Genomic DNA, 12,899 nt, shown 5'->3' with positions numbered 1-12,899 from the left:
CGTGCGTGCGGTGAAGCCTAGACACCTCCACCACACCGGAGGTCTTCGTCATGATCAAGCCCCCAGGACCGTCAACAACGCTCGTGGTCAATACATCTAGGGCGGCGCGCGGAGGGCCTCGCCGCGAGCGAAGAGGCCACCGCCATCCGCCGCAGGCTGGCCGAGGCCAACCCCGACGCCTACGAACCCGACCTCGCTTCCTCGCTGAGCAACCTCTCAGTCCGGTACGGGGATCTAGGGCGGCGCGCGGAGGGCCTCGCCGCGAGCGAAGAGGCCACCGCCATCTACCGGCGACTGACCGCGACCAACCCCGACGCCTACGAACCCGACCTCGCTTCGTCGTTGATCAACCTCTCGAACCGATATGGGGGGTTGGGACGACGAGCGGAGGGCCTGACCACGATCGAGGAGGCCACCGCCATCCGCCGCAGGTTGGCCGAGGCCAACCCCGACGCCCACGAACCCGACCTGGCCACATCGCTGAACAACCTCTCGGTCGGCTACGGAGAGGTGGGACGACGAGCGGAGGGCCTGACCACGATCGAGGAGGCCACCGCTATCCGCCGCAGGTTGGCCGAGGCCAACCCCGACGCCTACGAACCCGCCCTCGCTTCCTCGCTGCACAACCTCTCGATCCGGTACGGGGACGCAGGGCGGCGCGAGGAGGGCCTCGCAGCGAGCGAAGAGGCCACCGCCGTCTGCCGGCGACTGGCCGAGGCCAATCCCGACGCCTACGAACCCGACCTCGCCTTGGCCCTCAACAATCTCTCGATCCGATACGGGGCTGTGGGGCGACAGGCGGAGGGCCTGACCGCGATCGAGGAGGCCACCCCGCTCTACCGGCGACTGGCCGAGGCCAATCCCGACGCCTATGAACCCAACCTGGCCATGGCCCTCAACAATCTCTCGATCCGGCACGGGGCTGTGGGGCGACAGGCGGAGGGCCTGACCGCGATCGAGGAGGCCACCGCGCTCTACCGACAACTGGCCGAGGCCAACCCCGACGCCCACGAACCCAACCTCGCCTCGTCATTGAACAACCTCTCGAACCGGTACCGGGATCTGGGGCGGCACGCGGAGAGCCTGGACGCCATCGAAGAAGCCACCGCCATTCAGCGCAGGTTGGCCGAGGCTAACCCCGAGGCTCACGAACCCGACCTCGCCATGGCGCTGTGGACAACAGCCTGGACGCTGGCCAGGGGCGACGAGGATCTGCCCCATGCGCTGGAGGCGGCTACCACGGCAGTCGAGATACTCGCCAGACTCACGGACCGGACGCCTGCGGCGTACGGCGAACGCCTACAGGGCGCGCGCCGCACCCTGGCCGAGGTCCTGGGGAAAGTGGGCCGCACCCAGGACGCGGCGGAACTGCTTCGCCTGATCAACGGCAGCATCACTCCGGCGAGCGGTGCGTGATGGCGACGCAGGCGCAGACCCCGGCCGCACCTCCCGCGGCTCCACCGCGCCTCAGCCGAAGAGCCGCCCCAGCACCAGCCCGGCCGCGCCGAGCGCGACCGCGTCAGGCCCCGCCGGGGCGACGGAGACGCTGACCCGCTGCCACTCCGGGTCGGGGAGCCGGTCGGCGATCACGTCGCGGACGGTCCGGAGGTAGACGTCAGGCGCTGCCACCACCTCACGGCCGCCGAGGACCACCTCGTCCAGGTCCAGCAGCCGGACCAGATTGGCCACGCCCTCGCCCAGCACCCGGGCCGCAGCCTCCCGAGTCGGGGCCGCCGCCCAGACGGCCTCGACGCAGCCCTTGCTTCCGCAGCGGCACCGGGGACCGGCCGGGTCGAGCGTCTGGTGGCCGAACTCGCCCGCGTTGGTCCGGGCGCCGCGCTGGACCGCGCCGCCGAGGACGAGGCCGGCGCCGAGTCCGTGGTCGAGGTGGACGAAGGCGCGGTTCGGCGAGCCCAGCGCCCCCAGCACACCGGCAGTGCTGTCCTTCTCGATCAGCGCGGGCAGCCCGACGCGCGCGGTGACCTCCTCGGCCAGTCGCAATCCGTCCCACGCGGGTGCGCCGGTCACCTGGTGGAGCAGGCCCGCCCGCTGGTCGAGCGGGCCGGGTGAGGCGACGCCGATGCCGAGAACGCGGTCGCGGGGCAGGCCCGCCAGCAGGCGGCCGACCTCCTCGGCAAGCAGGTCCAGCACCCGCTGCGGCCCCCAGTCGGCCAGCTCGATCGGGATGCGGCGGGGTGCGGCGACGCCTCCGGCGAGGTCGGCGCGGAGGACAGTCAGGGTGTCGCGGCCGAGCTGCGCGCCGACGGCCCAGCGGGCCTGGGGCACGAGGGTGAGCAGCGTGCGCGGCTTGCCGCCGGTGGAGACGCCGCGCCCGGCCTCGGCCAGCAGGCCGTCCTCGGTCAGCCGATGCACGATCTTGCTGACGGCCTGCGCCGTGAGGCCGGACGCACGAGCCAGTTCGACCCGGCTGACGCCCACTTCGCCCGCCGCCCGGACCAGGCTCAGCACGGCTGCCGCGTTGTGGTCCCGCAACGAGGAGAGGTTCGCCCCGGCCGCCTGACTCACTCGGGCGGCTCCGGAGGCAGGGATCTCCGGGGTTGCCCGAGCTGCGGGTGTGGAAGGAGTCGGCACAGGACAAGATTATGCGCGTTGCTTGCCACTTAATCCACAGTGTTGTTTAACTGGAGGCATGGCGAACAGCACACAGAGCAGCCCCGCACCCCTGCGCGTAGGTCTCATCGGCTACGGCATCGCCGGCGCGGTGTTCCACGCACCCCTGATCGCGACGACGCCCGGCCTGGAGCTGGCGGCCGTCGTCACGGCCAACCCCGAGCGACAGGCCCAGGCCGCCGCCCGGTACCCGCAGGCGCGCCTGCTCGACACGGTCGAGGAGCTGTGGCCACTCGGCCTGGATCTGGTCGTGGTCGCCTCCCCGAACCGGACCCACATTCCCCTCGCCACCGCCGCGCTCACGGCCGGTACCCCTGTCGTCGTCGACAAGCCGCTCGCCGCCACGGCGGCCGAGGGCGCCGAGCTCGCCGCGCTCGCGGAGAAGCGCGGGCTGATGCTGAGTGTCTTTCAGAACCGACGCTGGGACGGCGACTTCCGCACCGTCGCCGAGCTGGTCCGATCTGGTCGACTGGGCCGCGTGCAGCGCTTCGAGTCCCGGTTCGAGCGCTGGCGGCCCGTGCTCAAGGGCGGCTGGCGCGAGCTGGGCGACCCGGCCGAGGCGGGCGGACTCCTCTACGACCTGGGCAGCCACCTGGTCGACCAGGCGCTGACCCTCTTCGGCCCGGCCGCAAGCGTCTACGCCGAGCTCGACGTGCGCCGCGATGGAGCTCAGGCGGACGACGACTCCTTCCTCGCCCTCACCCACGCCGACGGAACCCGCTCCCACCTGTGGATGAGCGCGACCGCCGCCGAACTCGGGCCGCGCTTCCGGGTGCTGGGCAGCGAGGCCGGCTACGTCAGCTACGGCCTCGACGGCCAAGAGGACGCCCTGCGCGCCGGTCGCACACCCGCCGACGAGGGCTGGGGCGAGACACCCGCAGCGCTCTTCGGTCGCCTGGGCACGGTCGACGACTCCGTCGCCCACCCGACTCTTCCCGGCGCATACCAGGACTACTACGCGGGCATCGTCGAGGCGCTGCACGGACGCGCGGCGGCACCGGTCGAACCCCGCGACGCGGTGGCCGCGCTCACCGTGCTGGAGGCGGCGCGCCGCTCCGCGGCCGAGGGCCGGACGGTCGCGCTGTGACGACCACCGCCGAGCTCGTCGAGCAGGAGAGCCGCCTGCAGTTCGCCCGCTTCACCAACGAGGACGCCTGGCGTCTCGGCTGCCTGCTGGTCGACCTGGCCCGGGAGCGCGAACTCCCGGTGACCGTCGACGTGCGCCGCGGCGACCAGCAGCTCTTCCACTGCGCCCTGCCGGGCACCAGCGCGGACAACGACGCCTGGATCGAGCGGAAGATCCGCGTCGTGCGGCGCTACGGCGCGAGCTCGTACCTGGTCGGCCAGCGATTCCGGGAACAGGGCAGCAGCTTCGAGGAGAAGTCGCGACTGGACCCGGACCGCTATGCCGCGCACGGCGGCGCGTTCCCCGTTGTGGTCGTGGACGCCGGCCTGGTGGGCACGGTGGCGGTCTCCGGACTGCGGCAGCTGGCCGACCACAAGCTCGTGGTCGAGGCGCTGGAGAAGTTCCTGGAGGGGTGACCGGCCGGATGAGGCTCAGGCGAGGTGCGCGGCGTCGTTCCAGCGCTCGACGGCGCGCGCCCCGTACTCCCAGGTCAGCACGGAGAGGGTGGCCGGTCCCAGCTTGAAGCGCTGACCGTACTCCGGCGGCATCCCGAGCCAGCGCGCGGTGAGGATGCGCAGCAGATGGCCGTGGGCGAAGACGACGAGATCGCGGTCGGCGGCGTGCATCACCGTGGTGTCCGGGTCGGGAACGCCCGCGCGCGCGTCGACGTCGGCGAGGAAGTCGTCCACCCGCTCGCAGACCTCGCCGAGCTTCTCGCCGCCGGGCACTCCATCGCGCCAGATCAGCCAGCCCGGGTGTGCCTCGGCGCGGATCTCCGGGCCGGTCAGCCCTTCGTACTGGCCGTAGTCCCACTCCAGCAGCCGCTCGTCGGTAATGAGCCGGTCCGCGAATCCGGCGAGCTCGGCGGTCTCGCGGGCCCGGGACAGCGGGCTGGTGAGCACCTCCGCCTCGGGCAGCCCCTCCCACGGCTCAGCGGCGAGACGCGCGGCGAGCCTCCGGCCCATCTCACGGCCCTCGTCCGTCAGCGGCACGTCGGTGCGTCCGGTGTGCCGGCCGGTGGCCGACCAACCGGTCTCACCGTGCCGGACCAGCAGAATCCGCGCGGGCATGAGAGTCCTCCAAGCATCGTGGCAGCGGCCCCGGACTCCCCCATGATCCCTGACTGTCCCCCACCCCGCCGCCGAGCCCCTCCAGCGCGCGAGGGGCGCACAGCTCAGCTGTCGCGGGAAGGGAGGTGACGGAGACCGGAAAGGATGAGATCGAGGCCGTATTCGTACTGGCCGGGACTGTCCTCCGCGTTGGCGAGGACCTCGGGGCCCAGGTCGGCGAGGTGGGGGTAGAGCTCGGCCGGAAGGGCCGCGATGCGGCTGCGGAAGAGCTCAAGCGCTTCGGGCCGGGCGCAGACGCGGATCTCGCGGAGCGCCGAGCCGATGGTGAAGCGCGAGATCGTGCCGTACGCGCGCGCCGCGTCCTCGCGGTTGAGCCCGCCCTCGCGGAGCAGGCCGAGCATCCGGTCCATCGACGAGGTCGCCACGTCGACGAAGTCATCCTGCCCCGTCGACTCGGCCAGCAGCCGCAGCACGGCCGGGCGGCCGGTGAAGAGTTCGTGCACAGCGAGGCAGGCGGCCCGGAGCTGCTGGTCCCAGGTCCCCTCCGTGCTCGGCGGCGTGTACGCGGCGAGGACGCGGTCCCGCGCGGCGCGGAAGAGCTCGTCCTTGCCGCGGAAGTAGGTGTACAGAGCCATCGTGCCGACGCCGAGGTCCTCGGCGAGTGCACGCATCGAGAAGGCTTCCAGGCCCCGCTCGTCCATCAGGCGGAGCGCGTGATCGATGATCAGCTCAGCGCTCAGCGAACCCCGTGGCGCACGCGACCGACGCGCGGGCCTGGGCGGCGCGACGGTGGCGATCGACTGCTCGGAGGGCATGTCTGGAGCGTACACAGGCCTGGTGAACGGCAACGTGTGGGCTCCTCGGAATGCTGTTCAGGGCGGTTGTGGATGCACTAACGTACAGCGTACAGTAGTGCGTACGTTTCACTGCCCACGGTGGCATGCGGACCGTTTCGCGCAGCCACCGGACGGCGCGTGGCCGCCCAGCGTTCACGCCGAACGGATCGCTCAGGTGGACGCGTACACCACGGCCTCGGCGTCCGCCGGGTCAGGGCTCGGGCCCGGACGCGGGCGCGGGCGCGGGCGCAGGTGGGGCACCGGCGCGACCAGTCGCGGGCGCGGGCCCGCTGCAGCCGCCCCCGCAGCGGCGGCTTCCGGATGCCTCGGGCTGCCCGCCGCTGTCATGGGTAGGTGCAACACTGGCGGGCACCATGAACCACTCGACGCACACGCGGGTCGACCCGCCCCTCACCCCGCTCGAATCGCGGCTCGCCGCGCTCCGCGGGGACGCCGCCGCGCGGAGCATGGACGCGCGGGCGCTGGCCGCTCTCGCGGCGAATCCCGGGTGCGGTCGGCGGGCCGTGCTCGACGCCGCCGGGGTCGACAAGGCCGCGCTGGCGACACGCCTGGGCAGCCCCGCCGCGTTCGGGCAGTCGCCCTTCGCGATCACGCGCGGGCTCGCGTTCGAGCGGCGGTTGCGCGCCGACCGCTGCACCGAACTGGTCGCACTGCTCCGCTCCCACCTGCTGCCCGAGGCGTCCGAGCAGGCCCGGGTCGAGGTGCCGGATCTGCTGGTCGGGGAGGGTCCGGCGGTACGCGCCGCGCGCACCCGCGTCGTGCTCGCCGAGGCGGCTAAGTCGGCGGAGCACGACGGCGCGTGGACGCTGCTCGACCATCCGCTGCTCCGGCTGGAGGTCGCCGGGTCCACGGTCTCGCTGGAGCCCGACGCCGTCGTGGTCCGGCCCGACGGACGGTGGACGGTGGTGGAGATCAAGTCCTTCCCGATCCTGGACGGCAGCGCCGATCCTGCCAAGGTCGGCGCCGCCGCCCGACAGGCCGCCGTCTACGTGCTGGCGCTGCGGGCGACGGCAGCCGCGCTGGACGGCGTCGACCTGCCCGACTCCCCCTACGTCGATCCGGAGGGTCTCGCCGCCGCGCCGACGACGACGGGGCTGCTGGTCTGTCCGCGCGACTTCTCCAACGTGCCGGTGGCCGCGCCCGTCGACCTGCGCAAGCAGCTCGCGGTGACCCAGCGTCAGCTCACCCGCCTCACGCGCGTCGAGCAACTGCTCGCCACGCTGCCCGCCGGCGCCCGGCTCGACGAGGAGCCGACGGCGGTCGACGCGCTGGCGCACGCCTACGCGCCGGACTGCCTCGCCGCCTGCGAACTGGCCTTCCACTGCCGCTCCCAGGCCCGCGACGCGGGCTCGGTCGAGACCCTCGGGCGCGGCGTCCGCGGCGAGCTCGGCAGCCTCACCACGGTCGCCGCCGCCCTCGCCGCGACCGGCCCCGGTGGCGCCCTCGCTCGCGCCGCTCAGCTGCGCCACGAGGCCCTGGGATCGTCGCCGAAGCCCCGCAGTGCAGAGGACGTCCTGCCGGGCGAGTTGATCGGCCGGGCCGCGACGGTCACGACGCTCGCACCGAGCACGCCCGACGCGCCGACCACCTACGGCGGCTCCGCCGCGCCGACAGCGCAATGCCAGGCGGGCATCCCGAACTCCCCGGACCAGTCCGCCACAGCAGTAGCCCACGGCGGGCCCTCTGCTCCGAGCGCGCACGGCGGGACGCGCCGACTGAACGCGTCGGGTCAGTCCGTCACCGCAGCCGACCCGGGCGGGCTGGGCGGGCCGGAGGCCCACGGGCTGAACGCGTCGGACGAGTACGGCGATGGGCGCGGCGGCGCGGCGGAAGGGCAGGGTCGATGAGTCTGTTGACGACGCTCGCCCGGCTGGAGGCCGTGCGGTCCGGGGTGGCGCAACCGCTGGCGACGGTGTGTCATCGGCATCTCGCCGCACAGCCGTTCGTGCTGGTACCGCTCGCCGCCGCGGGTGAGGCGGGGGCGCCGTTGGCCGCGCTGTTCGGGCGGGAGCGGGAGCGGCCGGTGCTGCTGACCGTTCCGCAGCCGCTCGACCGCGACCTCCGGTTCGCATTCCTCGCCCACCTGGCCGACGAGCTGCTCCCCTACCTGGAGGGTTTCGGGGACGACGTCGAGCTCCTCGAACGCTCCGTCAAGGACGAGGAGACCGGCGAGAAGAAGACCGAGGTGCGCGAACTCTGCGCGGACGCGCCGCAGCTGATCGTCCCGAACGAGGGCGGCGTCGAACTGCTCCGGTTGCTCGGCCGCTCCATGCGCTTCCGCCGCACGGCGGAGGATCCGGACCCGGGGCCATACCCCGCGCCCGCCCGCGTGCCGCTGCTGGGCCGGTGGCTGACCCATCTGTCGGACCGCGCGCGGATCCCCGGCTCCTCGCTGCTGCTGCCGCTGACGAGCGTGCTCGCCCGGCACTGGGCCACCGGGCAGAGCTCGCTCGAAGACGCCCACCTTGGCGCACTGCTCGGGTGGATCGCCCCGCCGGACGGCGGACGCGGCGAGCAGGCCGCGCTCCGCGCCGAGACCGGCAGGGACGCGCGCGGCCAACTGCTCTGCCCGCCGGCCGGTCCGGCCACCGATCCGGCCTTCGACAGCGCGCTGCTCGGCCCGGCGGTCACCCGCTACGACGCGGCCCGCGCCGCCGGCGACGAACGGCTCGTCAAGGCGCGGACGGCGGAGCTCGACGCGTTGCTGGAGTCGGTGTTGCTGCCGGTCTGGGAACAGGTCTGGCACGGCATCGAGCTGCTGCGCACGCTGCCGCCCGGCGCACGCGTCCAGGAGCGGTGGGAGAGCGACCGTTGGTCCTACACCGCCCACCGCGATCGCCTGGCGGCCGGCGAGCCGCCGCAGCCGATCCGGGACGACGCCGTCACCGCCGCGCGCAAACTGGCCCAGCGCGAGCGCGAGCAGACGCGACTGGATCTCCAGGAAGCGCTCGACGATCCGCTCGCCATGGCCGAGCACCGGCTGGCCGGTCAGGCCTTCGCAGGCGAGGTGGTCGCGGTCGAGGCCGCGTACGACACGAGCGGGCGCAGCCCCAAGCCGCGCCCGCTGGTCACCGTCCGCACGGACGACCGCCCGCACGCCGAGCCGGGCGGCGAACTGCACCGGGCCGGCGGCCCGGCCGCGCAGAAGGCCGAGCTCGCGGCGGTCGACGCCGAGGCCGGACTGCTGACGGTGCGTCTGCTCAGCGGCATGGGCCGGAAGAAGGAGCCCGAGCCCGGCAGCGTTCCCGAGCCGGGCGAGCAGGTCTGCTTCACCCTGTTCGAGCTCTCGGCGCGCCAGTCGGCCCCACTGCCCGAGCCCGAGGACACCCCCTGGACCCACGGAGGCCCGCCGCAGTGACCCCCGTCCTCTCCTCCTCACCAGAGCCCTCCCCCGCCGAGCAGGCGAACGCCGCCGTCGCCGCGATCCTGGACTCGGCGCTGCGCGGCGGCGAGCGCGGCACGGTGGTCGACTCGCCCCCGGGCGCGGGCAAGTCGACGCTGGTCGTCACGGCGGCGCGCGAGCTGGTCGCGGCCGGCGAGCAGCTGATGATCGTCGCGCAGACCAACAGCCAGGTCGACGACCTGGTCGACCGGCTCGCGCGGGCGGACGAGCGGCTGGCGATCGGGCGTCTCCACGGCAGTGACGCCGCTCCGGCGCAGAGCGTGCTGCGGCATCCCGGCGTCGTCGCGTCCACGAAGGCGGCGGAGCTGCGTGAGCTGCCGGTGGTCGTCGCCACGGCGGCGAAGTGGCAGTGGGTCAAGGACGTCGAGCCGTGGCGTCACGCGATCGTCGACGAGGCGTACCAGATGCGATCGGACGCGCTGCTCGCGGTGGCGCGGCTCTTCGAGCGGGCGCTGTTCGTCGGGGATCCGGGGCAGTTGGACCCGTTCAGCATCGTGGGCACGGACACCTGGGCCGGGCTGAGCTACGACCCCTCCCAGAGCGCCGTCGTCACCCTGCTCGCTCACAATCCGGGCATCGTGCCGCATCGGCTGCCGGTCTCCTGGCGGCTGCCGTCCTCGGCTGCGCCACTCGTCTCGGACGCGTTCTACCCGCTCGCGCCGTTCCGCGCGGGCACAGACCCGGGCGCTCGGCGGCTGCTGCTCGGCGCCGCCCCCGCGCCGGACCCCCGGCTCGGTCGCGGGCTCGCGCTCGCCGCGGACGACGTGCTGGACACCGCGGCCGAGTCGGGCTGGGGGTTGCTTGAGCTCCCTGCCCGGCACACCGTCCGCACCGATCCCGAGGCGGTCGCCGCGGTCGCGGCCGTCGTCGCCCGGCTGCTGGCGCGTGGCGGCTCGGCCTGGTCCGATCAGGACGAGACGCCGCTCACCGCCGACCGGGTCGCCGTCGGCACGGCCCACCGGGACCAGGCCGCAGCCGTCCGCGCGGCGCTCGCCGCGCTCGACGTCGACGGCGTCACCGTCGACACGGCCGACCGCCTGCAGGGCCGCGAGTACGACGTGACAGTGGTGCTCCACCCGCTCTCCGGCCGCCCGGACGCGACGGCGTTCCATCTGGAGACGGGCCGCCTCTGCGTGCTGGCCTCCCGCCACCGCCACGCCTGCATCGTCGTCACCCGCGCGGGCATCCCCGAGCTTCTGGACGCGCATCCGTCGACGGAGCCGGTGCTGCTCGGCGTGACCTCGAAGTTCCCCGACGGGTGGGAGGCGAACCACGCGGTGCTGGAACACCTGCGGGCGTTCCGGGTTCCGGTCGCGCCGTGACCTGGCGAAGAGGGGCTGCGGGCGGCAGGCCGCGGGACGCCCGGATCGCCCGAACGCGGGAATCGCACGGGAATAAGCGAAAGTACAGGCCCTGTTCCTAACCGGGCGGCCCGCGTCGACAATGGAATGCGGCTGTCCACCCGCGGCTGCCGATCCGTGCTGCCCGTTTCGCCTGCCCCAGGAGGTGCCCGATGTCCGACTCCACGGCCGACCGCTCGTCGCAGAGGAGGCTCCGCCCTGCCCCGCTGCTCTTCGAGCCCGGCATCGCGGAGCCGGAGGCGGAGCACTTCTTCGACCTGGAGTCCATCGAGGACTCACGCGAGCTGCTCGCCCGCGCGACCGAACTGACCCTCGCCTTTCGCGCGGCGGCCGAGCGAGCCGGTGAGTTCCAGGCGATAGCGGCGGCGCAGCTGGCCGACACGCGGCGTTTCGACAGCCTGAGCCTCGAGGAGATCGCTGCGGCGGCGGACTGGACGCCGGACTACGCCGCGAAGATGGTCGAACACGGGCGCGGCCTCCAGCGCCGCAGACCGCTGGGCTGAGGCTCGCCGGTCGCCGGCGCGACCCCCTCGGCCGGCGCTCGGTTGCCTATCGGAGCCAAGGATTCCCCTTGGCATATGCCAAAGGCAGCGGATATTACCCCTCCCTGACCGCCCCTGTCCGGCATTCCGGCGTTCCGGTCCGGACGCAGCAACCGCCTCGGTACAGCTGGACCGTGGACATGTGGACGTACGACTCCGTCGAGTACGTGACCGTCGCCGGCGAGTCATGGCTCGCCTCGGCCAGCGAGTACCCGCGGAGCATGCGCGCGCTGTGGGAGGCCCGCCCCTGGGCGGCCACCGTGCTGCCCTGCGGGCGGGTTTTCGACGTGATCAACCTTCCCGGCCTCTTCGGACGCCGGGTCCTGGACGAGCTCTGGGCCACCGGCCCCGGCTGCGGACCGGTGGCGACCTTCCGCGGCCGGATCCTGATCTTCGCCGAGCCCGGCACCGCGGCGCGCCTGCGGCCGCTGCTGGTCTGGGAGGAGTGGGCCCGCGACGTCCCACCGCTGCTCTGCCACGGCCCCGGTGACGCGATCACCGTGCCGCCTCTGCAGCGCCCCATGGACGCGCCGGAGACCCAGGGCCGCTGGATCGTCGCGCCGGACGGCCGCGAGCCGTGGTTGCCCGGCGCGTCCACGTTGCTCTGGGCCTGCGTCCGGGCCGCACGCGACCTGCCCGGCGCCCGCGCCGACGAGGACGGGACCGGCGACTCGGGCATCGCGGACGAGGCGGACGTCACTGGGGCCGCGGGCGTCGCGGACGCGGCGGACGCGGCGGGCAGCGAGACCGGCACGAGCCCCGCTGGTTGAGCCCTGGCGACCCGGCGCCGTGCGGCCTCCGCCTCAGATCGCGACCGCCGTCCCCGAGACACGGATCCGCTCCCCGTCCGGCATGGCGGAGACGGTGAGCGTGCTGGGCCGGCCCATGTCCTCGCCCTGCCGGATGGTGAAGCTCCCCGACGCCGGAATCTCACCGAGCGCACGCAGGTAGCCACCGAACGCGGCCGCGGCGGCTCCGGTGGCCGGGTCCTCGACCACGCCGCCGATAGGGAACGGGTCGCGCGCGTGGTAGAGCTCGGGGCTCTCACGCCAGACCAGCTGGACGGTGGTCCAGCCGTGACGGGTCATCACCTCGGCGAGCCCGTCGAAGTCGTAGTCGAGCGCGGCCAGGTGCTCGCGCGTACCGGCTGCCAGGACCAGGTGCTCGACGCCGCCGAAGGCGACGTGCGGCGGGAAGGCCGCGTCCAGCTCGTCGCGCGACCAACGCAGGGCGGCCAGCGCCGCGTCCAGCTCGGCGTCCGTCGCCGGGCGGGTGTGGGTGGGGACGCTGGTCAGCGTGGCGCGGACCGCGCCGGAGGCGTCCTTCCCGGTGTCCAGGCTGATCTCGCCGACGTTGGTCTCGAAGAGCAACGGCCCCTCGCCGAGCCGCTCGGCGAGCGCGACGGCGGTGGCCACGGTCGCATGCCCGCAGAAGTCGACCTCGGCGAGCGGGCTGAAGTAGCGCACCCGGAACCGGCGCTGTTCAGGATCCTGCTCGGTGACGAAGGCGCTTTCCGAGTAGCCCACCGCGGCCGCGACGGCGAGCATCTCGACGTCGCCCAGCCCCCGCGCGTCGAGGACGATCCCGGCGGGGTTGCCGCCGGCCGGATCAGCTGAGAAGGCGGTGTACCGGAGGACCTCGGGCGCGGCGGGGCCAGTGGGAGTCGTCATGCTTCTACGCTGGCACGGACGTTCGCCAAGATCAACGAATTTGGTGGGGAGAACGGGGCTCGGCGCGGGCGAGCAAGGCGGACCGGATTCGGCAATCGCGGGTCCGGTCATGTAATGTCTTCCACGTCAGCAGGCGCCGCTAGCTCAGTTGGTTAGAGCAGCTGACTCTTAATCAGCGGGTCCGGGGTTCGAGTCCCTGGCGGCGCACAGACAGCTCGAAGGGCTCCCTCGTTTCGACG

Annotated in this window: 11 protein-coding genes, 1 tRNA gene and 2 pseudogenes; 10 read left to right on the top strand and 4 right to left on the bottom strand. The window is 73.5% G+C overall.

Going from position 1 to position 12,899, the window contains the following annotated elements; genetic code table 11:
• Positions 1-90: 90 nt before the first annotated feature.
• Positions 91-285, top strand: a pseudogene (locus ABIA32_RS30435) (hypothetical protein); the annotation flags it as partial.
• A 57-nt stretch (positions 286-342) separates the two neighbouring features.
• Complete coding sequence (locus ABIA32_RS30430) at positions 343-1,416, top strand: tetratricopeptide repeat protein (RefSeq protein WP_370102482.1); 1,074 nt, start codon at positions 343-345, stop codon at positions 1,414-1,416.
• Between the two features lie 51 nt (positions 1,417-1,467).
• Here the strand turns inward: ABIA32_RS30430 and ABIA32_RS30425 are convergent, their stop codons facing one another.
• A complete protein-coding gene (locus ABIA32_RS30425) occupies positions 1,468-2,526 on the bottom strand; it encodes an ROK family protein (RefSeq protein WP_370102479.1) in 1,059 nt (352 codons plus the stop codon).
• A 124-nt stretch (positions 2,527-2,650) separates the two neighbouring features.
• Here ABIA32_RS30425 and ABIA32_RS30420 point away from each other — a divergent pair, with 124 nt between their 5' ends.
• Together ABIA32_RS30420 and ABIA32_RS30415 are read left to right on the top strand one after the other, a co-directional pair.
• Complete coding sequence (locus ABIA32_RS30420; protein ID WP_370102476.1) at positions 2,651-3,718, top strand: Gfo/Idh/MocA family oxidoreductase; 1,068 nt, start codon at positions 2,651-2,653, stop codon at positions 3,716-3,718.
• Positions 3,715-4,173, top strand: a complete 459-nt coding sequence (locus ABIA32_RS30415; protein ID WP_370102474.1) for a heme-degrading domain-containing protein — start codon at positions 3,715-3,717, stop codon at positions 4,171-4,173. Before ABIA32_RS30420 ends, ABIA32_RS30415 begins: the two co-directional genes overlap by 4 nt.
• 15 nt (positions 4,174-4,188) lie before the next feature.
• On the opposite strand, the gene ABIA32_RS30410 is transcribed toward ABIA32_RS30415, so the two are convergent.
• Positions 4,189-4,827 (bottom strand): histidine phosphatase family protein, encoded by a 639-nt coding sequence (locus ABIA32_RS30410; protein ID WP_370102471.1) that lies wholly within the window; start codon positions 4,825-4,827, stop codon positions 4,189-4,191.
• 104 nt (positions 4,828-4,931) lie between these two features.
• Complete coding sequence (locus ABIA32_RS30405) at positions 4,932-5,642, bottom strand: TetR/AcrR family transcriptional regulator (RefSeq protein ID WP_370102469.1); 711 nt, start codon at positions 5,640-5,642, stop codon at positions 4,932-4,934.
• Between the two features lie 395 nt (positions 5,643-6,037).
• Between ABIA32_RS30405 and ABIA32_RS30400 the strand changes: the two are divergent.
• The 5 genes and pseudogenes from ABIA32_RS30400 to ABIA32_RS30380 form a co-directional block, all read left to right on the top strand.
• Positions 6,038-7,162 (top strand): annotated as a pseudogene (locus ABIA32_RS30400) (hypothetical protein); the annotation flags it as partial.
• Positions 7,163-7,527: 365 nt separating this feature from the next.
• Positions 7,528-9,042, top strand: coding sequence for a hypothetical protein (locus tag ABIA32_RS30395; RefSeq protein ID WP_370102466.1), 1,515 nt, complete (start codon positions 7,528-7,530; stop codon positions 9,040-9,042).
• Positions 9,039-10,409 carry an AAA domain-containing protein gene (locus tag ABIA32_RS30390; protein WP_370102465.1) on the top strand — a complete coding sequence of 457 codons (1,371 nt, stop codon included), beginning with the start codon at positions 9,039-9,041 and terminating at the stop codon, positions 10,407-10,409. Before ABIA32_RS30395 ends, ABIA32_RS30390 begins: the two co-directional genes overlap by 4 nt.
• Before the next feature lie 191 nt (positions 10,410-10,600).
• Complete coding sequence (locus ABIA32_RS30385) at positions 10,601-10,951, top strand: hypothetical protein (protein WP_370102462.1); 351 nt, start codon at positions 10,601-10,603, stop codon at positions 10,949-10,951.
• Positions 10,952-11,019: 68 nt separating this feature from the next.
• Positions 11,020-11,760, top strand: a complete 741-nt coding sequence (locus ABIA32_RS30380) for a bifunctional DNA primase/polymerase (RefSeq protein ID WP_370102460.1) — start codon at positions 11,020-11,022, stop codon at positions 11,758-11,760.
• A gap of 33 nt (positions 11,761-11,793) precedes the next feature.
• Here the strand turns inward: ABIA32_RS30380 and ABIA32_RS30375 are convergent, their stop codons facing one another.
• Positions 11,794-12,660: a PhzF family phenazine biosynthesis isomerase gene (locus tag ABIA32_RS30375; RefSeq protein ID WP_370102457.1), complete on the bottom strand. Its 867-nt coding sequence runs from the start codon at positions 12,658-12,660 to the stop codon at positions 11,794-11,796.
• A 133-nt stretch (positions 12,661-12,793) separates the two neighbouring features.
• Between ABIA32_RS30375 and ABIA32_RS30370 the strand changes: the two genes are divergently transcribed.
• Positions 12,794-12,867: transfer RNA gene (locus tag ABIA32_RS30370), tRNA-Lys, on the top strand.
• The last annotated feature ends 32 nt before the right edge of the window (positions 12,868-12,899 follow it).

Origin of the sequence: Streptacidiphilus sp. MAP12-20, from assembly GCF_041262525.1 — a bacterium.
Taxonomy (GTDB): domain Bacteria; phylum Actinomycetota; class Actinomycetes; order Streptomycetales; family Streptomycetaceae; genus Streptacidiphilus.
The sequence above is the reverse complement of the archived record's forward strand: the minus strand, read 5'-3'. Positions and strand labels throughout refer to the sequence as shown.